An 18,680-nucleotide genomic window follows, 5' to 3' on the forward strand; every position below is an offset into this window, starting at 1 on the left:
TGCTACTGCGTCCTGTGCGCATCTGAAAAGACGTGCGGCGCTATAGTGTCTAAGCCTTGAATATTGCTGACGGGAAGCCAATTTTTTGTGTTCGGTCGTGATGGAATAGGCTGTAACAAAACGCCGTGTCGAAGCGTATATGATCGATGGTCTCATGGCGCTTCTCCCCGGCGTACCGGATTTGGGCTTCCCGGTAGTGACAGCCCCCGTCGATTGGATTAGGACAATTCCAAAAAGCAGCGTTTGCTGCGGCCCGCAGGCTCCATGCCGCCCGGCTTCGCCTGATAATTCCGACACGTTGAGGAAGACACCGATGCCAGCTTACCGTTCCAGAACCACGACCCATGGCCGCAACATGGCAGGCGCCCGCGGCCTTTGGCGCGCCACGGGCATGAAGGATTCGGATTTCGGCAAGCCGATCATCGCGGTGGTGAATTCCTTCACTCAGTTCGTGCCCGGCCACGTGCACCTGAAGGACCTTGGCCAGCTCGTTGCCCGCGAAATCGAGGCGGCCGGCGGTGTCGCCAAGGAATTCAACACGATCGCCGTTGATGACGGCATCGCCATGGGCCACGACGGCATGCTTTATTCGCTGCCCTCGCGTGAGCTCATCGCCGACAGCGTCGAATACATGGTCAATGCCCATTGCGCCGACGCCATGGTCTGCATCTCCAACTGCGACAAGATCACCCCTGGCATGCTGATGGCGTCGCTGCGCCTCAATATCCCGACCGTCTTCGTTTCGGGCGGTCCGATGGAAGCCGGCAAGGTCGTGCTGCACGGCAAGACACATGCGCTCGACCTCGTCGATGCCATGGTCGCCGCGGCCGATGACAAGATCAGCGACGAGGACGTCCAGACCATCGAACGCTCGGCCTGTCCGACCTGCGGCTCCTGCTCCGGCATGTTCACCGCCAATTCGATGAACTGCCTGACGGAAGCGCTCGGCCTGTCGCTGCCCGGCAACGGTTCGACGCTTGCCACCCATCTCGACCGCAAGCGCCTCTTCGTCGAGGCCGGCCATCTGATCGTCGATCTCGCCCGCCGTTACTACGAGCAGGACGACGTTAAGGCGTTGCCGCGCACCATCGCCTCCAAGCAGGCCTTCGAGAATGCCATGGCGCTCGACATCGCCATGGGTGGTTCGACCAATACGGTCCTGCACATTCTTGCTGCCGCTCACGAAGGCGAGATCGATTTCACCATGACAGATATCGATGCACTGTCGCGCCGGGTGCCGTGCCTGTCGAAGGTCGCCCCCGCCAAGAGCGACGTTCACATGGAAGACGTCCACCGCGCCGGCGGCATCATGTCGATCCTCGGAGAACTCGACAAGGGCGGTCTCTTGAACCGCGATTGCCCGACCGTTCATGCCGAGACGCTGGGTGACGCGATCGACCGCTGGGATATCACCCGCACCAACAGCGAAACCGTGCGCAACTTTTATCGCGCCGCTCCCGGTGGCATCCCGACCCAGGTCGCCTTCAGCCAGGAAGCCCGTTGGGATGATCTCGACACCGACCGCGAGAACGGCGTCATCCGCTCGGTCGAGCATCCCTTCTCCAAGGATGGTGGTCTCGCCGTGCTCAAGGGCAATCTTGCGATCGACGGCTGCATCGTCAAGACGGCCGGCGTCGATGAATCGATCCTGAAATTCTCCGGCCCCGCCCGCGTCTTCGAAAGCCAGGATTCCTCGGTCAAGGCGATCCTTGCCAACGAAGTCAAGGCCGGCGACGTCGTCGTCATCCGTTATGAAGGCCCGAAGGGCGGCCCCGGCATGCAGGAAATGCTCTATCCGACGAGCTATCTGAAGTCGAAGGGCCTCGGCAAGGCTTGTGCGCTCATCACCGACGGCCGCTTCTCCGGCGGCACCTCCGGCCTCTCGATCGGCCACGCTTCGCCGGAAGCGGCAAATGGCGGCACGATCGGCCTGGTGCGCGAAGGCGACATGATCGACATCGACATCCCCAACCGCACGATCAGCCTGCGTGTCAGCGAGACCGAACTCGCCGCCCGCCGCGCCGAGCAGGATGCCAAGGGCTGGTATCCCACAGAAGTCCGCAAGCGCAACGTCACGACCGCGCTGAAGGCCTACGCCGCCTTCGCAACAAGCGCCGATCGCGGCGCCGTGCGCGATCTGAACGCCCGCTGAACAGCTTCAGCCTGCGACCCGCTGATTAAGAGTCAGCAGCTCTTCCAACCGGTCGCTTCAGAGCATGATGCCGAAAAGTGTGAAGCGGTTTTCGGACGACATCATGCTCTAACTATATAATGTAGAACAGGATTCAGGTCTTAGGCCGACCCGGCCTAAAATCATCCTGTTCTAGAGCGGCCGGTTGATGTTTTTATAAGTCTCGCCGAGTTGCTTCAGCCGCTCGTCATAGGCAGCCTTGATGCAGGCCGCATCCGCCCCGCATTCCTGCCGTTTCTTCAGCCAGGCCGTCTGTTCGTCCTGCAATGTTCCGCGCGAACCCATCGCCAGCAGGCCGGAGAGCAGCTCGAAGGTCGTCACCATCTTCACGTCGGCGTCATTGAGCGCGCGGTTGTCGCAGATCGCTTTTTCATCCGGCTTCAATTCTTTCGCATCGCAATCGAAGCTTGCTGCCTGTGCCAGGTCCGATGCAATGAGGGTCGCAAAGCCGAGCGCCGCTATCGTCGTTCTTGTCGTGATCATTCATATGTTCCTATTGCCGCCGGTCAGGCGAGCTTGCGCAGTGCCAGAGCCAGGAAGATGATGCAGATCAGCCAGACGGCAAGGATGAAGATCAGTCCGACCCGGCTGGAGGGGCGCTCGATGCGCCTTGTCGCCTCCGTACGAAGCTCGTTCATCACCTCTACTGGCACGAGCCGAATCGCCAGCATGATGCCGAGCGGAACGATCAGGAGATCGTCGAGATAGCCGAGCACGGGAATGAAATCGGGGATGAGATCGATGGGCGACAGCGCGTAGGCGGCAACGCCGCCGGCCACCGCTTTGGCATACCACGGCACGCGCGGATCGCGCGCGGCAAGCCACAGGGCCACGATGTCACGCTTCAGTGACTTCGCCCAGTTTTTGGCTTTTGATATCAGTTGCATGGCCGTACTTCCTGAATCAAATTCGCAATCGCTTTAAGTGGCACTTCCGCGACGTTCCGCTGCCTTATTCTTCCATGCTTCCGCCCTCTTTCCTTTCTAGCGTCGGGCGCTACAACGTTCCTCAAGAGGATTCAAAAGGAATACCCATGCAAGGCTTTTTTAAGCGCGCCTCCGTCTCGCTGTTCGCTCTGATGCTCGTACTGCCGGCTGTCGCCCATGCGCAGACTGCAAAGACAGTGCCCGAAAGCCAGATGCAAATGCAGCTCTCCTTCGCGCCGCTCGTCAAACAGACATCAGGCGCCGTCGTCAACGTTTATGCGGAAAAGACCGTCCAGCGCCAGTCGCCCTTTGCCGGCGACCCTTTCTTCGAGCAGTTTTTCGGCCAGCAGATGCCGAACCGTTCGGAAAAGCAGTCTTCGCTCGGTTCCGGCGTCATCGTCGAGGCGAACGGCACTGTCGTGACCAACAATCACGTCATCGAGGGCGCCGACGACATCAAGATAGCGCTGTCGGATGGCCGCGAGTTCCCCTGCAAGGTGGTGCTGCGCGACGACCGTGTCGATCTTGCCGTGCTGAAGATCGACACCAAGGAAAGCTTCCCGACATTGCCGATCGGCAATTCCGACGCGGTTGAGGTCGGCGATCTCGTGCTGGCGATCGGCAACCCCTTCGGCGTCGGCCAGACGGTGACGAGCGGCATCGTCTCAGCACTTGCCCGCAACCAGGTGGTCAGGAACGAATTCGGCTTCTTCATCCAGACCGATGCCTCGATCAATCCCGGCAATTCCGGCGGCGCCTTGATGAACATGAAGGGCGAACTGATCGGCATCAACACGGCGATCTTCTCGCGCGGCGGCGGCTCGAACGGTATCGGTTTCGCCATCCCTGCCAATCTGGTCAAGGTCTTCCTCACGTCTGCCGATGCCGGCGTCAAATCCTTCGAACGGCCCTATGTCGGCGCGAGCTTCGATGCCGTAACCTCGGAGGTGGCTGAGGCGCTGGGGCTAAACAAGGCCCGCGGCGCACTCGTCGTCAAGGTCTCGGAAGGTGGGCCGGCGGCCAAGGCTGGGCTGAAGGCCGGCGAAATCGTCACGGCCGTCGACGGAATTTCCGTCGAGCACCCGGATGCGCTGCTCTACCGGCTGACGACGGCGGGTCTCGGCAAATCGGTCAAGCTCACCGTCGTCGAGAATGGCCGCGAGCAGCAATTGCCGCTGACGCTCGACCGCGCCCCGGAAACCTCGCCGCGCGATCAGCGCACGATCAGCGGGCACACACCCTTCACGGGCGCTGTCGTCGAGAACCTGTCGCCGCGGGTCGCCGACGAGCTGCGCATGCCGCCGGAATCGGCGGGCGTCGTCGTATCCGAGGTGAAGGACGATTCGCCTGCTGCCCGTCTCGGTTTCGAACCGAAGGATATCATCGTTTCGATCAATGGCACGGATGTGAAGTCGACCAGCGAATTGTCTGAAATCGCCGATAGCGACCCCGGCCTCTGGCGGGTCGAGATAGAGCGCGACGGCCAGCGTATCCGGCAATTTTTCCGATGAGCAACGATCTCTTCGCGCCGCGTGTTCCGGAGGAGGTCGCTGCCAGGCGGCCGCTTGCCGACCGGCTGCGGCCGAAGACGCTTGCCGATGTCACCGGTCAGGAACACCTGACCGGTGAGGATGGCGTGCTGAAAAGAATGATCGAAAGCGGCTCGCTAGGCTCGATGATCTTCTGGGGGCCGCCCGGCACCGGCAAGACGACGGTGGCACGGCTGCTTTCGGGCGAGGCGGGACTGGCCTTCGAGCAGATATCGGCGATCTTCTCCGGCGTCGCCGACCTGAAGAAGGTGTTCGAGACAGCCCGTTTGCGCCGCATGGACGGCCTTCAGACGCTGCTCTTCGTCGATGAGATCCATCGTTTCAACCGCGCCCAGCAGGACAGTTTCCTGCCCGTCATGGAGGATGGCACCGTCATCCTCGTCGGCGCCACCACCGAGAACCCATCCTTTGAGCTCAACGCCGCTCTGCTGTCGCGGGCCCGTGTGCTGACCTTCAAGTCGCATGACGAGGAAAGCCTTGAGGAACTGCTGAAGCGTGCTGAGGCGATCGAGCAGAAGCCGCTGCCGCTGACGGAGGATGCCCGCGTCAGCCTGATCCGCATGGCCGACGGCGACGGCCGCGCGGTGCTGACGCTCGCCGAAGAAGTCTGGCGCGCGGCGCGCGAAGGCGAGAGCTTCGATACCGAAGGCCTGACACGCATCGTCCAGCGCCGTGCCCCGGTCTACGACAAGGCGCAGGACGGCCACTACAACCTGATCTCGGCGCTGCATAAATCCGTACGCGGCTCGGATCCCGATGCCGCGCTCTATTATCTCGCCCGCATGTTCGATGCCGGCGAGGACCCGCTCTATCTCGGCCGGCGGCTGGTGCGCATGGCGGTTGAGGATATCGGCCTTGCCGATCCGCAGGCGCTGGTGATCTGTAACGCCGCCAAGGATGCCTATGAGTATCTCGGCTCGCCGGAAGGCGAACTGGCGCTAGCGCAGGCCTGCGTCTATCTCGCCACTGCCCCGAAATCGAATGCCGTCTATACCGCCTTCAAGGCTGCCACTCAGGCTGCCAAGCAGAACGGCTCGCTGTTGCCGCCAAAGCATATCCTCAATGCGCCGACCAAGCTGATGAAGGGCGAGGGTTACGGCGACGGCTACCGCTACGACCACGACGAGGCGGATGCCTTTTCCGGCCAGGATTATTTCCCGGAGAAGATGGGACGCCAAATCTTCTATGATCCGCCGGAGCGCGGCTTTGAGCGCGATATCCGCAAGCGGCTGGAATGGTGGGCGAAGCTTCGCAAGGAGCGCAATCCGCGCTGAAACCCAGCGAACCTCAGGAGGCGCGCGGCGTCTTTTGATTTGCCGGCGCGGCAATCACTTTGACGGACGATTCCGCAAGCCCGTGATGCCCTTCCATATCGACGATGACATGCCAGTGACCGCTTTCCGGAACGGCGATCTTGATCGGTGATTTGCGCGCCACGCCGCCGATATATTTGAAATCGAGAACCTCGGTGAACCGCTGGAAATTCGGCGCCGTCATCAGGCGGATATTGTTCACCGCATTCAACGACACCTCGATGATCGTTCCGGCGCGTTGTTCCCTAAGATCGTAATGGGTGAAGCGGAAATTCGGTTTCATCGGTCTCGTGGCGTCTGAAGTCTCTGCGACGCGATTTTACCAGTATGTCGGTTAAGGAAAAGTTGGAACTCGGCCTTTCAGCTCACGTCTTCGCGCTCCGCCTCAGACCGCGCCGAAAATGACATAGAGTTCGACGCAGGCGAGCACTACGCCAAAGGCGATCAGCGCGGTTCGCTTCTCGCGCATCTGCTTACTGCCGCGGGTGATCCTGTGTGGACGAGGGAGCTGAAAATCTGAGGGCATGACTTTTCGCATGGCATTTGTCCTTTGCAGTGATGGCGAAAGGCTACTGCCGCTTGCGATAGGAAATCCATTCGGGGCGGGGCACGAAAATATAGGAATGGCATAAAGGCCGATGCGAGAAATTTCGAAGCGTGGTGTCGGAAAGACATGAGCGCCGCCGTCCTTGCGGTATCGATGCAAACATGGAGCAAGGACATGTCGAAGATGACGCTGATTTCGATGATCGCAACCACTGCCGCATTCTTGGCCGTGCCCGATATATCAGGCGCCGGAGGTGCCGCGCCGGCGAGCGAGGAGAAGAAGGCTGCAGCGCCGATTGTCAGGAAGGGAAGCGTGCCGGTCAACGGTATCGATTATTATTACGAGATCCGTGGAGAGGGCGAACCGCTGCTGCTGCTTCACGGCGGCCTCGGGCAGATCGAGATGTTCGCGCCCGTCATGCCTATCTTCACGGACCATCGGCAGGTGATCGCCGTCGATCTGCAGGGCCATGGCCGCACGCCCCTTGGCAAGCGGACCATCGAGCTTCCAGCCATCGGCGCCGACCTCGCGATCCTGGTGAAGCAGCTCGGCTACGACAGGGTCGACGTCTTTGGTTATTCCTTCGGAGGTGGGGTGGCGCTGAACATGGCGGCGAACGCGCCCGACCAGGTGCGTCGGCTGGTGATACTCTCGGCGCCTTATGCACAGAACGGCTTCTTCCCGGAAATGCTGCCGCAGCAGGCGGCCGTCGGCGCCGGTATGGCCGACATGATGAAGGACACGCCGATGTTCCTCTCCTACAAGGCGGTAGCGCCTGACGTTTCCGAATTTCCGAAGCTGCTCGATGCCATGGGCGCACTGATGCGCGAACCTATCGACTATAGCGATGCCGTCGCCAAGCTCACCATGCCGGTTATGCTGATCTATGGCGATGCCGACATGATCCGGCCCGAGCATATGATCGACTTCTACCACAAGCTCGGCGGCGGTCTGCGCGATGCGGGCTGGATGCGGGAAAACATGTCGAAGAACCGGCTGGCGATTCTGCCTGATCTCACCCACTACGAGACCTTCGCCTCTCCCCTGATGGCGAATATGGCAATGACCTTCCTCGATGGCGGCGGCAAGGCGCCGAACTGGGCCGAGCAGGTCGGAAAGTAAGGGAAGGCGGCTGGGGTTTTTCCCGGCCGCCCTTTCCTCTGCGATCAGTTACCGCGCTGGTTTTCCCGATCCAATTGCGTCACCAGCGCCAGGATCGTTTCCGAGACCGGGGTCGGCACGGCAGCGAGGCGTCCGAGCGCCACCACCATGCCGACCAGTGGCGTGATTTCGAGCGCCTTGCCGCCGATCAGATCCTGCAGCATCGACGTGCGCACGGCGCCGATATGGCGCGATTGTTCGAGCCGCTGCTCGACGGTCATGCTGAAACGCGCGCCTAAGGCCTCGCCGACGGCGCGGACCTCGTTCATCACCTTGCCGACTGTGGTCGAAAGTGCTGGATCTGCCATGATGTCGGTCATCAGCGCCCTGGTCAGCGCACTGATCGGGTTGAAGGCGGTATTGCCCATCAGCTTGCTCCAGATCTCGTCGCGAATAACAGGCGTCGTCGTGATGTTGAGGCCGGCGTCGGTCAGCACCGCGGCGATCGCCTCGAGATCGGGCGAGATTTCGCCCGAGGGCTCGCCGAGCACGAAGCGGCCGTTGTTGGCAAGCTGGATCTCGCCGGGATTGATCACCTCTGCGCCCTGATAAGCGACGCAGCCGATGACGCGTGCCGGCCCGATCAGCCGCCAGAGCCTGCCGCCGGAATCGAGCTCGTCGAACTGCAGCTCGGCATGCCGGCTTTGGGTATCGCGGTGAAAATACCACCACGGAATGCCGTTGAGGATCATGACGACGCGGGTGCCTTCCTTGAGGAGGCTTGCAATGCCTTCGGCAGCAGGCGCCAGCTGATGCCCCTTGAGGCCGGTGATGACGAGATCCTGCGGTGGCAATGTGCTGGGATCGTCGGTCGCAGTCAGGCGGACATTGAGCGGCCTTTCTGCATCGGCTTCGCGCAGGCTGAGACCGTTGTCGCGGATGGCGTCGAGATGCGCTCCACGCGCGACGACGGAGATGGTGGCGTCGTTTGCGGCTTGGCTTGCAAGCTTGACGGCGATAGCGCCGCCGAGTGCGCCAGCGCCATAGATGCAGATGGACTTGATGGACATGCTCGCCTCTTTGCGGTGATGATCGAACCTAGATCTAGGTCATTCCAGACGTGAGGCGAATGCTAATTTGCCGCATGATGCGCTTTCCTGCGGTCACAGCGGCGCTGCCCGCCGGATCCCCGAGATCTGGGGATACGACGGGTAATGCCGGTCTTCAGGCCGAGGTCGTTGCATCGCTCGGAAAATCGGGATTCGTATCCGTCATCCTTTTGACTCCGACGCGTGAACTGGCCAAAGATGCCGCCATGGCCACCACAGCCAACATCATCGGGAGAGGTTGATGAACCGTCGGATTTTGCCAACTGCCAATCGAAGAGGACCAAAGCGCCCCAGCAGTCTGTTTTCCGCGTTGGCTGTGCTGATGCTGCTTGCCTCGGCGGCGGTCGGGCGGGACATTGGGCCGCAAAGCCCGGCCTCGCGCGAACAGGTCGAAAAACTTGTCGGCCTATGGAAAGATCACTTTGCCGGCGCCGATAGCCTGCAGCAGCGGCGGACGGCCTTCAGGACGCTGATGGAGACGACGCCGGGGCCGACGCGCATCCAGGTGCGGCAGGTCGATGCCGACGGCGTCGACGCCGAGCTGATGTGGCCTGCCCGTCTTCATCACCCGATCGGCCAAAGGGTGATCCTCTATATTCATGGCGGCGGCTTTTCCAGCGGCTCCATTCGCACACATAGCCTGCTTGCCGGCTCGCTCGCCAAGGCCGCATCCAGCGACGTTTTTCTCATCGATTATCGGCTGATGCCCGAATATGGCTATCCCGCGCAGATCAACGACGCGCTGACGGCCTATCGCTGGCTTCTCGACAATGGCTACCGGAGCGAGAATGTCATCGTGGCGGGAGACGGCGCCGGCGGCAATATTGCGATCGAGACGATGCTGCGGCAGATGCGGGCGGCGAAACCGCTGCCGGCGGCGGTGATTGCGCTCAGCCCCATCACCGATCTTGCCGCGACGGGCGGCTCGATGACATCGAATGCCGAAAGCGATCCGCTGGTCAGCAAGATGTCAATCGAGAGCTTGCGCAAGACCTATCTCGGCAGCCGATCTCCGACCGATCCCCAGGCGTCGCCGCTCTATGCCGACATGACCGGCTTTCCGCCGCTGCTGCTGCAGGTCGGCGCCGGCGAAGTCCTGCTGGACGACACGCTGCGACTCGCCGACAAGGCGCGCCAGGCGGGCGTGGATGTCACCACCGAGGTCTGGCCGGGCATGCCCCATCAGTGGCAGCTGTTTCCCTCGCTGCTCGACGATGCCGATCGGTCGAGCCAGAATATCGCCGAATTTGCGATCCGGCATTTTGCGGACAAACCGCAGGAGTAGGGGCGGCAGGACCAGGCATCCTGGCACCTCCGTCATCGCATCATTGCGAGCGAGACGGTGACGGCGCCAGAGGCCGCTCGACTTCCCGGCCGACGCTGAGCGCCTTTCGCACATTCGGCTCCAGCCGCTCCATATAGGCGTGGTCGGGTGCAGCGCCCAGCGCATCCAGCATTTTCGAGAAGAAACACCGGGCCGCTGCCGCTGCCGTGACGTCGAAGACATCGGCGTCGCTCAGCCCGTGTTTCTTCAGCCCGTCGATGTCCTGCTGGGTCACCGACGTCGCATCGCGCGCCACCTTGGCGGCAAAAGCCATGATGGCGCGTTCGCCGGCATCGATTGGCGCCTTCTCCGTCTCGTTGACAACGGCCGTCAGCCCGTCGCTGGTGAAACCCTCGCGCAGCAGCACCGAGCCGTGCGCCAGCATGCAATAGGAGGATTTGAGCTCCTTGGCTGCCGCCAGCGTCACCAGTTCGTAGCGCCGCAAGCTCATATGGCCGCGAATGCTCGAAAGCAGCGCCGCCCAGCTCTCCATCACCTCCGGCCGATGGCCGAAGGCCCGATACATGTTCGGCAGATAACCATAATTCGCCTCGGCCGACGCATACATCGACGTCGTCTTCTCGCTGGCGGATGCGTTGGGGGTGTGAATGAAAGCCATGGCATGATCCTCCTCTATTGTGAGAAGGATAGGGTAGATAAGCAGGACAGCAATCCTGAAACGTCAGGCAGCGTCATTGGTCGCGGAAGCGTTACCACTTCTCCTGATCGGAAGAGTTACGGTGAATGTCGATCCGCATCCTCTTGCGCTTCGAACCTCTATCGAGCCGTTGTGCAGTTCGATGATCTGCTTCACCAGATTGAGGCCGATACCGGTTCCGGCAATCCCGGTCGAAGTCCGGGCACGAAAATAGCGCTGGAACAGCCGGGGCACGTCTTCGGCATCGATCCCCACGCCATCATCGCTGATCGAAACTTTGACGTTTCCCGTCTCTGCCCATGCGGTGACGCGAATTTCGGAGGTTCCAGGCGCGTATTTGACGGCATTGGAAAGCAGGTTGGTAAAGACCTGTCCCAAAGTCCGGGGATCGGCATCGATGAACTCCGGCAGGCCGTCGATATCCAACACAAAGCTGTGCGATTTTGCGATCGTCGATTGCCGCTCGCAACACGTTTTTATCAATGATCTCAATGCGCAGGCGTCGTAGTTGATATCGATCTTGCCGGTATCAAGGCGTCCGGCTGACAGGATGCTCTCCATAAGATCGACAATCCGGGTCACCGATGCGCGGATTTGATCGACCTTGTCGCTGAGAAATTCGGGCTCGACCGCCCCCCTTTTTCGCAGCAGCCGCTGGGCAGCAGCGTCGATGATGGCAAGCGGGGTCCTGAATTCATGGGATGCCATCGCCACGAATTGCCGCTGCAATTCGTTAATGTTCCGCTCCTGCGCCAGCATGCGCTCGAGCTCCCGCGCCTGCCGCTCGACTTCCGCCGTGCGGCTCTGCACCGTCGCTTCGAGCTGATCGTGATGCCGGCGCAGCTCTTCGGCAAGTCGCACGGTCTTTGTCACGTCCTCATGCGTGGCCACATATCCACCCGTTTGCATCGGATTGTGGGTGATTTTGATAACGCGTCCATCGGCCAGGACGATATTTTGGCTGGCCGGCGCACCGCGTGCTGTCGCTTCGAAGACCACGTCAAAATAGGCGGCGGTATCGGCCGGCCCATTTCCCTCCCGGCTGCGATAGGCCAGGATATCCACGAGTGGCGTTCCCGGTTGCGTCAGCAGGTCCGGCAGATTGTACATCCGTGCATAGGAGGCGTTGCACAGAATGAGATTCTTTGACGAATCGAACATGCACAGCCCATGCGGCATGTTGCTGAGGGCTGCGTCGAACCGGCGATGTTGCTCAGTCAGGCTGTCTTCGACGCGAATGAGGGTCGAGATGTCTTCGTAGCTGAGGATCCAGCCTCCATCCTTCGACGGCGCGCAGGTCAATGAGACCATCCCTCCGTCGGAGAGGGCAAATTGAGACGTGGGCGGCCCCCCTATCGTCGTCCGCCGGGATGCCACTGCACGGCAGTCTGCGGTGCCCGGCAATCCGTCGATATTCATGCCTTTGCGAATGGCTCCTTCCGCAAGGCCGAGAATATCAAGCGTGCGGGAATTGAAAGCCGTCACCGTACCGGCAGGATCAAGCAGAACGATGCCCTGAGGCAGGCTCTCCAGAATGGATTCAAACGAGTGTGACATCATCCCGCCCTGCTTCAGATCTGGCGCGTTGCACGTATCCATAGCATTCGTCAGAAACGATAAAGTTTCGCTAATGTCTATCGGCGGGAATTCCTCGACGGAAACCTGGAAGAGAGCGGTCGCCGCCACATCGCCCGCAGAAATGGCCTGCGCTGGCACTTGACGAATGGCTCATGTTAGTTTGCCGCTGATAGCGCCTGACAATGATCGTGTGGAGCGAAACCTCGAAATTCCAATAAGGATGATCGCTATGAGCAGTATGGAAACGAAAGAATTTTTTCTGTCCGGCGTGGTTATGAAACGCCTGCTGTCCGGCCAGCAGACCAACGGTCGGTTCTGCCTCTTCGAAAACATCAGCGCCGGAAACACGAAGACGCCGATCCATGTCCACGCCGAGGACGACGAAACCATCTACGTCATGGAGGGCGCCCTGACCGCCGTGGTCAACGGAGAAGGGCACAGATTGACCGCTGGTCAGAGCATCTTTCTTGAGCGCGGGGTGCCGCATCAACTGATGAATATGAGCGGCCGGCCGGCTCGCTATATCCTGATCGATACGCCGGCTCTCTTCGACAAATTCCTCGAAGAAGCCGGCCACGAACTCCGGCACGGCGAATTGGCCGGACCGCCGACACCCCAGGAGGTTGACCGCCTCAGGACGGCTTCCGCCAAATTTGGCATCACGCTGCTACCTGACTGGCCCGCTTAAATTGGTTGTCGCGACCATCTTGCGATAGCCGTACCAGGATTCAATGACGAAGCTGTTTTGCTTGCTCCGGCAGGCTGCTGCGAACCGTATGTCGCCTTCAGATGGAACACCAGGCTGAGCAGCAGATGGCCGTCCTTGCTGGACGAGCAACGCATCAGTCGGTCGTGCACCACATACAATTTTGCAATCAAAAAAACATCGATATATGCTTCAGTCAAGTCAGTTCTTAGATCGTTCCAATTTCTAATATGAGATTCCGGCCGTCGTAAAAGGCCGAAATTGCCGCCGAATACCCAAATGATAATGATCCGTACAAATTCCTCTTGACATATTTGGAACGTTCCAAATATTTAAGCAATCATTCGACGTTGGCGTCGGGAGGAAGACGTGACAAAGACGCGGGTAACCGTCATCGACATTGCGAAGGCCGCCGGCGTCTCGAAATCGACGGTTTCGCTGGTGCTTCAGGGCTCCTCCCTGGTCAATGAGGGGACGCGTGCCAAGGTCAATTCCGTGATGCGCGAACTGGGCTACGTCTACAATCGCGGCGCAGCCAATCTTCGGCAGGCCGGTGCCAAATCGCGGATCGTCGGGGTCGTCGTGAACGACCTGACGAACAGCTTCTTCGCGGAACTGGCAGTCGGCGTCGATATGGTCGTTCAGTCGGCCGGGTTCGTGCAGTTCCTGTCGAACACCAGCGAGAGCATCGATAGGCAGCGCGAGGTTGTCGCATCGATGCGGGAACATGGCATTTCGGGGCTCATCGTGTCGCCGGCGCGCGCCACCGATGCCGCAGACTTCAAGCCGCTTGTCGCAGCAGGGATTCCGGTGGTCGTCGTCGTGCGAAACCTGCCTGGCGCCAAAGTCTCGTCCGTCGTCTCCGACAACCAGGCTGGCATGATGTCCGCAGTCAAGCACCTGGCGGAGCTCGGTCACAAGAGCATCGCCTTTCTCGGCGGCTTTCCAGATACCGCCGTCTTCGATGACCGCCTTGCCGGTTACCGAAGCGGCATGGAGGCAGCCGGGCTCGACTATCACCAAGAACTTGTCATCTCGTCCGCGCCTTCGCGAGCCGGCGGGGTAGAGGCGATCGGAAAGGCAATCGTTCTTGCCGGCAAACCCACGGCAGCCGTCTGTTTCAACGATGCCGTAGCCTTCGGTGTTTGCGACGGATTGCGTGCGCGCCGACTGGAGCCCGGCTCCGACTTCGCGGTCGTGGGTTTCGACGACGTCATCGAGGCTCAGGCGGCGGTTCCCGCGCTCACGACGGTCTCGGTCGATCCGCAGGGCATCGGGCGTCGCGGCGCGCAGCTACTTCTCAAGCAGATCAATGCGGGCAAGGCCGAGGCGGAGACGGTGACGACTGCGGTTCGGCTGGTTGTTCGCGAGAGCTGCGGAGCCCGCAGGAGCGTAAAAATTGAAACAGGACTCTGAGTAGCGCTGATGAAGAAGCATCTCACCCCGACCGAAGCGGCCGCGCTGATCCCGGATGGCGCTGTTGTAACGGTGTCTTCCTCGAGCGGTCTCGGTTGCCCGGACCTCATGCTGAAGGCGATTGGCGAACGTTTCGATGCGACCGGCCATCCCCGGGATATCACGACCCTTCATCCCATCGCCGCCGGCGACATGAGCGGCATCAAGGGCGTCGACCATATCGCCAAGAAGGGTCTGCTCAAGCGCATCATCGGTGGTTCCTATCCGTCCGGTCCGTCGTCGTCAGAGCCGCCGCTGATCTGGCAAATGATCACCAACAACGAAATCACGGCCTACAACATTCCGTCCGGCATCATGTTCGACATCCATCGCGAAGCTGCCGCGAAGCGACCGGGCGTCCTGACCAAGATCGGCATCGACACATTCGTCGATCCGGAGCGGCAGGGTTGCGCGATGAACGGCTTGGCGTCGGAGCATCCGGTGGTCAAGCGCGTGCGCTTCGAAGGCGATGACTGGCTGTTCTTTCCCTCGATCGTCCCTGAGGTCGCCATCATCCGCGCCACCACCGCCGACGAGCGCGGCAACCTGACATACGAACATGAAGGCGCCTATCTCGGCGGTCTCGATCAGGCGCTGGCCGCACGCAACAACGGCGGCATCGTCATCGCGCAGGTCAAGCGGATCACCAAGGAAGGCTCGCTGAAGCCTCATGACGTCCGGGTGCCTGGAATGCTGGTCGATTATGTGATCGTCGATCCGGAACAGAAGCAGACGACGCAGACGGGGTACGATCCGGCAATTTCCGGGGAGATCTTCCGCCCGCTCGATAGTTTCAGCGTTCCGGAATTCAATGTTCAGAAAGTTATCGCGCGCCGTGTTGCGCAGGAACTGCAAGCGGGAAGCTGCGTCAATCTCGGCTTCGGCATATCGGCCAACGTTCCGCGCATTCTGCTGGAGGAAGGACTTCACGGCGCGGTCACTTGGGTCATCGAGCAAGGCGCGGTCGGTGGTGTGCCGCTGCTCGACTTCGCCTTTGGCTGCGCGTCGAACGCGGACGCCTACATGCCGTCTCCCTATCAGTTCACCTATTTCCAGGGTGCAGGTTTCGATGCATCGCTGCTGTCCTTCCTCGAGATCGGCAAAGACGGTTCGGTCAACGTCTCCAAGCTCTCCTTCCGGCCGCATGTGACGGCTGGCGCCGGAGGCTTCGTCGACATCACGGCGCGGGCAAAGAAGATCGTCTTCTCCGGCATGTTCAACGCCGGAGCAAAGCTTTCGATCGCCGATGGAGCTCTTCTGATCGAGAAGGAAGGCAAGCTGAAGAAGCTCGTGAGCGAGGTCGAACATGTCACCTTCAGCGGCAGGCGCGCGATCGAGCAGGGGCAGGAGATCACCTATGTCACCGAGAGGTGCGTGATGAAGCTGACGCCTGATGGCGTCGTCCTCACCGAGATTGCGCCCGGCGTCGATCTCCAGGCCCACATCCTCGATCAGTCGGAGTTTCCGCTGATCGTGGCGCCCGACCTGAAGGTCATGGACGCGGCGCTCTTTGCGGAGGCAAACGTCGGCCTGTCGCTTCCAGAAAAAAAGGCACGGACGCTGGAGGGCAGCTTCCATGGCTAGCGGAACCGTCAGGGTTGACGTCGATGGACATGTTGCGACGCTGACGATTTCTCGTCCGGAGAAGCTGAACGCGCTCGACTTGGATATGCTGAAAGCGCTGGCGGCCGCAGCGGACGAGGTGGAGGCCAACGCCAATGTGCGCGCTGCCATTCTCACCGGCGAAGGAAAGGGTTTTTCCGCCGGAGGCGATATCAAGGCCTGGGGCGGAATGTTGCCTCAGGAGTTCGGCCATCTCTGGGTTCGGCACGGCCACCGTGTCTTCGAAAGACTGGCGACGCTCCGGATGCCGCTGATCGCGGCTCTGAATGGCCATGCGCTCGGGGGAGGGCTTGAACTTGCAGGGGTCGCTGACATTCGCCTCGCAGAGGAACAGATTAAGATCGGTCTGCCGGAAACCGGCCTTGGCATGGTGCCGGGCTGGTCCGGGACCCAGCGTCTTGTGCGCCGGTTCGGGGCGCAGGCCGTCCGGCGTATGGCCTTGGGCGGGGAGATATTCACCGCTGAGGAGGCACGCCTGCTGGGGATCGTAGACGCGGTTGTCCCTACCGGAAACGCGCTCACTGCTGCCAGGGAATATGCTGGGCGGATTGCCGCAAGGGGGCCGGCTGCCATCGAGATCGCGAAGTTGATGATCGCATCGGCAAACGGCGAAGACAACGGAACCGCGGTCGAAGCCCTGGGCTCGATCCTCGCTGCGAAGACCGGCGATCTGAAGGAGGGCGTCGCATCTTTCAGCGAGAAGCGCCCGGCAATGTTCAAGGGAGAATGGTAATGACGGTCCTCGTCAACCCCACCGCGCTCAGCGCCCACAAAGCGCGTGATTTCAAGATGCTCATCGATGGCAAATGGGAGGCAGGCAGCTCTGATCCGATCGAGCGTGTCGCGCCAAGCCATGGTGTCGTGGTCAGCCGGTTCCCGACCGGCAGCAGGAAGGACGCCGAGCGTGCGATTTCCGCGGCACGCAAGGCGTTCGACCGCGGGCCGTGGCCCCGAATGACCGCTGCCGAACGTTCCGCCATCCTGCTCAAGGCGGCCGATCTGATTGCGGCGCGTGCAGAGGAATTGGCATTTCTCGATGCTATCGAGGCAGGAAAGCCGATCACACAGGTGCGGGGAGAAATTGCAGGCTCCGTTGACATATGGCGCTACGCGGCGGCTCTTGCCCGTGACCTCCACGGAGAGAGCTACAATACGCTCGGCGATGGCACGCTCGGCGTCGTCCTTCGCGAAGCGATCGGCGTGGTGTCGATCATCACGCCTTGGAACTTTCCGTTCCTGATCGTCGGCCAGAAGCTGCCTTTCGCCTTGGCCGCTGGCTGCACGACCGTCGTCAAGCCCTCGGAACTGACCTCGGGATCGACGCTGGTGCTGGGAGAGATCCTGCAGGAAGCAGGCATTCCGGATGGCGTCGTCAACATTGTCACCGGTACGGGACCAGAGGTCGGCGCGGTCATGACGTCGCATCCCGACGTCGACATGGTGTCCTTCACCGGCTCGACCGGCGTCGGCAAGCTGACGATGTCGAATGCCGCACAGACGCTGAAGAAGGTCTCGTTGGAACTGGGCGGGAAGAACCCGCAGATCGTGTTCCCGGATGCCGATCTCGATGCCTTCATCGATGCCGCGGTCTTCGGCGCCTACTTCAATGCCGGCGAGTGCTGCAACGCCGGCTCGCGGTTGATTCTCCACAAATCAATCGCTTCCGATGTCGTCAAGCGGATTGCCGAGTTGTCGAAGGCAGTGAAGGTCGGTGACCCGCTCGATCCTTCGACGCAGGTCGGCGCCATCATCACGCCGCAGCATCTCGAGAAGATATCAGGATACGTCGCCGGCGCGAGGAGCAACGGTGCCCGGGTCGCACATGGCGGCGAGACGCTTGACCTCGGCATGGGACAGTTCATGTCGCCGACGATCCTCGAAGCGGTCACCCCTGACATGGCCGTGGCGCGCGAGGAAGTCTTTGGTCCGGTTCTTTCGGTCCTGACGTTCGAAACATCAGCCGAAGCGATCAGGATCGCGAATTCCATCGACTACGGCCTGTCGGCCGGTGTCTGGAGCCGCGATTTCGACACTTGCCTGACGATCGGCCGGTCGGTGCGGGCAGGGACGGTCTGGATGAACACCTTCATGGATGGCGCCTCGGAACTTCCCTTTGGCGGTTACAAGCAAAGCGGCCTCGGCCGTGAGCTCGGCCGCCATGCGGTCGAGGATTACACCGAGACCAAGACACTCAACATGCATATCGGCAAACGCACCAGCTGGTGGATGCCGCAGACGGAAAAGCCGGCTTAGCCGGTAGTCAAACTACGCCTGAGGAGGCGGGTGATCGGTGCGGGAATAGGTCCCGCATCTTCCAAGATGGAACTGGGAGGTTCTTCGATGAATAGGTTTCTGACCACGACTGCCGTAGTCGCATTGGCTCTGGCCGGCGCCAGCGTGTCCGCCCATGCAGCCGACGTCAAGGAAGTGCAGATGCTGCACTGGTGGACGTCTGGTGGCGAGGCGGCTGCGCTGAACGTCTTGAAGCAGGATCTTTCGAAGGAAGGTTTTGCCTGGAAGGACGTGCCTGTTGCCGGTGGCGGCGGCGATGCGGCGATGACGGCGCTGAAGGCGATGGTTGCGGCCGGCACCTATCCGA

Annotated in this window: 18 protein-coding genes and 1 pseudogene; 11 read left to right on the forward strand and 8 right to left on the reverse strand. The window is 61.0% G+C overall.

Annotation, left to right across the window (positions count from 1 at the left end; translation table 11 throughout):
- Positions 1-313 precede the first annotated feature (313 nt).
- Positions 314-2,152: a dihydroxy-acid dehydratase gene (ilvD, locus tag HFO99_RS16910; RefSeq protein ID WP_222362335.1), complete on the forward strand. Its 1,839-nt coding sequence runs from the start codon at positions 314-316 to the stop codon at positions 2,150-2,152.
- A gap of 171 nt (positions 2,153-2,323) precedes the next feature.
- Here the strand turns inward: ilvD and HFO99_RS16915 are convergent, their stop codons facing one another.
- Together HFO99_RS16915 and HFO99_RS16920 are read right to left on the reverse strand one after the other, a co-directional pair.
- Entirely contained in the window at positions 2,324-2,674 is a 351-nt protein-coding gene (locus HFO99_RS16915) for a lysozyme inhibitor LprI family protein (RefSeq protein ID WP_222333065.1), read from the reverse strand.
- A 23-nt stretch (positions 2,675-2,697) separates the two neighbouring features.
- Positions 2,698-3,078 (reverse strand): YkvA family protein, encoded by a 381-nt coding sequence (locus HFO99_RS16920; RefSeq protein WP_222307880.1) that lies wholly within the window; start codon positions 3,076-3,078, stop codon positions 2,698-2,700.
- A 146-nt stretch (positions 3,079-3,224) separates the two neighbouring features.
- Between HFO99_RS16920 and HFO99_RS16925 the strand changes: the two genes are divergently transcribed.
- Both HFO99_RS16925 and HFO99_RS16930 read left to right on the forward strand, forming a co-directional pair.
- A complete protein-coding gene (locus tag HFO99_RS16925; RefSeq protein ID WP_222333067.1) occupies positions 3,225-4,628 on the forward strand; it encodes a DegQ family serine endoprotease in 1,404 nt (467 codons plus the stop codon).
- Positions 4,625-5,941, forward strand: coding sequence for a replication-associated recombination protein A (locus tag HFO99_RS16930; RefSeq protein ID WP_222362338.1), 1,317 nt, complete (start codon positions 4,625-4,627; stop codon positions 5,939-5,941). Before HFO99_RS16925 ends, HFO99_RS16930 begins: the two co-directional genes overlap by 4 nt.
- Positions 5,942-5,954: 13 nt before the next feature.
- Here the strand turns inward: HFO99_RS16930 and HFO99_RS16935 are convergent, their stop codons facing one another.
- Both HFO99_RS16935 and HFO99_RS16940 read right to left on the reverse strand, forming a co-directional pair.
- The gene (locus HFO99_RS16935; RefSeq protein ID WP_222362339.1) at positions 5,955-6,263 is read right to left on the reverse strand and encodes a DUF1883 domain-containing protein; all 309 of its coding nucleotides are present in this window, start codon (positions 6,261-6,263) and stop codon (positions 5,955-5,957) included.
- A gap of 102 nt (positions 6,264-6,365) precedes the next feature.
- The gene (locus tag HFO99_RS16940; RefSeq protein WP_222362341.1) at positions 6,366-6,518 is read right to left on the reverse strand and encodes a hypothetical protein; all 153 of its coding nucleotides are present in this window, start codon (positions 6,516-6,518) and stop codon (positions 6,366-6,368) included.
- Positions 6,519-6,653: 135 nt separating this feature from the next.
- On the opposite strand from HFO99_RS16940, the gene HFO99_RS16945 reads away from it, so the two are divergent.
- Complete coding sequence (locus HFO99_RS16945; RefSeq protein WP_222362343.1) at positions 6,654-7,649, forward strand: alpha/beta fold hydrolase; 996 nt, start codon at positions 6,654-6,656, stop codon at positions 7,647-7,649.
- A 44-nt stretch (positions 7,650-7,693) separates the two neighbouring features.
- Here the strand turns inward: HFO99_RS16945 and HFO99_RS16950 are convergent, their stop codons facing one another.
- Positions 7,694-8,698 (reverse strand): ketopantoate reductase family protein, encoded by a 1,005-nt coding sequence (locus HFO99_RS16950; protein ID WP_222362345.1) that lies wholly within the window; start codon positions 8,696-8,698, stop codon positions 7,694-7,696.
- Positions 8,699-9,047: 349 nt separating this feature from the next.
- Between HFO99_RS16950 and HFO99_RS16955 the strand changes: the two genes are divergently transcribed.
- Positions 9,048-10,022 (forward strand): alpha/beta hydrolase, encoded by a 975-nt coding sequence (locus tag HFO99_RS16955; RefSeq protein WP_222307922.1) that lies wholly within the window; start codon positions 9,048-9,050, stop codon positions 10,020-10,022.
- Positions 10,023-10,062: 40 nt separating this feature from the next.
- Here the strand turns inward: HFO99_RS16955 and HFO99_RS16960 are convergent, their stop codons facing one another.
- Positions 10,063-10,680, reverse strand: coding sequence for a carboxymuconolactone decarboxylase family protein (locus HFO99_RS16960; RefSeq protein ID WP_025394157.1), 618 nt, complete (start codon positions 10,678-10,680; stop codon positions 10,063-10,065).
- Between the two features lie 63 nt (positions 10,681-10,743).
- Positions 10,744-12,279 (reverse strand): PAS-domain containing protein, encoded by a 1,536-nt coding sequence (locus HFO99_RS16965; protein WP_222307898.1) that lies wholly within the window; start codon positions 12,277-12,279, stop codon positions 10,744-10,746.
- A 247-nt stretch (positions 12,280-12,526) separates the two neighbouring features.
- Here HFO99_RS16965 and HFO99_RS16970 point away from each other — a divergent pair, with 247 nt between their 5' ends.
- Positions 12,527-12,985 (forward strand): cupin domain-containing protein, encoded by a 459-nt coding sequence (locus HFO99_RS16970; protein ID WP_222362347.1) that lies wholly within the window; start codon positions 12,527-12,529, stop codon positions 12,983-12,985.
- Here HFO99_RS16970 and HFO99_RS16975 read toward each other — a convergent pair.
- Positions 12,982-13,203: a hypothetical protein gene (locus HFO99_RS16975; RefSeq protein WP_222362349.1), complete on the reverse strand. Its 222-nt coding sequence runs from the start codon at positions 13,201-13,203 to the stop codon at positions 12,982-12,984. The genes HFO99_RS16970 and HFO99_RS16975 overlap by 4 nt on opposite strands.
- 169 nt (positions 13,204-13,372) lie before the next feature.
- On the opposite strand from HFO99_RS16975, the gene HFO99_RS16980 reads away from it, so the two are divergent.
- The 5 genes and pseudogenes from HFO99_RS16980 to HFO99_RS17000 all read left to right on the forward strand — a co-directional run.
- Positions 13,373-14,419 carry a LacI family DNA-binding transcriptional regulator gene (locus HFO99_RS16980; protein WP_222362351.1) on the forward strand — a complete coding sequence of 349 codons (1,047 nt, stop codon included), beginning with the start codon at positions 13,373-13,375 and terminating at the stop codon, positions 14,417-14,419.
- Positions 14,420-14,428: 9 nt separating this feature from the next.
- The gene (locus tag HFO99_RS16985) at positions 14,429-16,042 is read left to right on the forward strand and encodes an acyl CoA:acetate/3-ketoacid CoA transferase (RefSeq protein WP_222362353.1); all 1,614 of its coding nucleotides are present in this window, start codon (positions 14,429-14,431) and stop codon (positions 16,040-16,042) included.
- Positions 16,035-16,814 (forward strand): enoyl-CoA hydratase/isomerase family protein, encoded by a 780-nt coding sequence (locus HFO99_RS16990; RefSeq protein WP_222333077.1) that lies wholly within the window; start codon positions 16,035-16,037, stop codon positions 16,812-16,814. Before HFO99_RS16985 ends, HFO99_RS16990 begins: the two co-directional genes overlap by 8 nt.
- Positions 16,814-18,334 carry an aldehyde dehydrogenase family protein gene (locus HFO99_RS16995; protein ID WP_222362355.1) on the forward strand — a complete coding sequence of 507 codons (1,521 nt, stop codon included), beginning with the start codon at positions 16,814-16,816 and terminating at the stop codon, positions 18,332-18,334. The genes HFO99_RS16990 and HFO99_RS16995 overlap by 1 nt, the downstream gene beginning before the upstream one ends.
- Positions 18,335-18,421: 87 nt before the next feature.
- A pseudogene (locus HFO99_RS17000) lies at positions 18,422-18,680 on the forward strand (sugar ABC transporter substrate-binding protein); the annotation flags it as partial.

Source organism: Rhizobium leguminosarum, from assembly GCF_019798305.1.
GTDB classification, from domain to species: domain Bacteria; phylum Pseudomonadota; class Alphaproteobacteria; order Rhizobiales; family Rhizobiaceae; genus Rhizobium; species Rhizobium leguminosarum_U.

Excerpts from the sequence above, each read along its gene's own strand:
- ilvD (WP_222362335.1), top strand. The coding sequence starts at position 314 with ATGCCAGCTTACCGTTCCAGAACCACGACCCATGGCCGCAACATGGCA.
- HFO99_RS16915 (WP_222333065.1), bottom strand. The coding sequence starts at position 2,674 with ATGATCACGACAAGAACGACGATAGCGGCGCTCGGCTTTGCGACCCTC.
- HFO99_RS16920 (WP_222307880.1), bottom strand. The coding sequence starts at position 3,078 with ATGCAACTGATATCAAAAGCCAAAAACTGGGCGAAGTCACTGAAGCGT.
- HFO99_RS16925 (WP_222333067.1), top strand. The coding sequence starts at position 3,225 with ATGCAAGGCTTTTTTAAGCGCGCCTCCGTCTCGCTGTTCGCTCTGATG.
- HFO99_RS16930 (WP_222362338.1), top strand. The coding sequence starts at position 4,625 with ATGAGCAACGATCTCTTCGCGCCGCGTGTTCCGGAGGAGGTCGCTGCC.
- HFO99_RS16935 (WP_222362339.1), bottom strand. The coding sequence starts at position 6,263 with ATGAAACCGAATTTCCGCTTCACCCATTACGATCTTAGGGAACAACGC.
- HFO99_RS16940 (WP_222362341.1), bottom strand. The coding sequence starts at position 6,518 with ATGCGAAAAGTCATGCCCTCAGATTTTCAGCTCCCTCGTCCACACAGG.
- HFO99_RS16945 (WP_222362343.1), top strand. The coding sequence starts at position 6,654 with ATGAGCGCCGCCGTCCTTGCGGTATCGATGCAAACATGGAGCAAGGAC.
- HFO99_RS16950 (WP_222362345.1), bottom strand. The coding sequence starts at position 8,698 with ATGTCCATCAAGTCCATCTGCATCTATGGCGCTGGCGCACTCGGCGGC.
- HFO99_RS16960 (WP_025394157.1), bottom strand. The coding sequence starts at position 10,680 with ATGGCTTTCATTCACACCCCCAACGCATCCGCCAGCGAGAAGACGACG.
- HFO99_RS16965 (WP_222307898.1), bottom strand. The coding sequence starts at position 12,279 with ATGATGTCACACTCGTTTGAATCCATTCTGGAGAGCCTGCCTCAGGGC.
- HFO99_RS16970 (WP_222362347.1), top strand. The coding sequence starts at position 12,527 with ATGAGCAGTATGGAAACGAAAGAATTTTTTCTGTCCGGCGTGGTTATG.
- HFO99_RS16985 (WP_222362353.1), top strand. The coding sequence starts at position 14,429 with ATGAAGAAGCATCTCACCCCGACCGAAGCGGCCGCGCTGATCCCGGAT.
- HFO99_RS16990 (WP_222333077.1), top strand. The coding sequence starts at position 16,035 with ATGGCTAGCGGAACCGTCAGGGTTGACGTCGATGGACATGTTGCGACG.
- HFO99_RS16995 (WP_222362355.1), top strand. The coding sequence starts at position 16,814 with ATGACGGTCCTCGTCAACCCCACCGCGCTCAGCGCCCACAAAGCGCGT.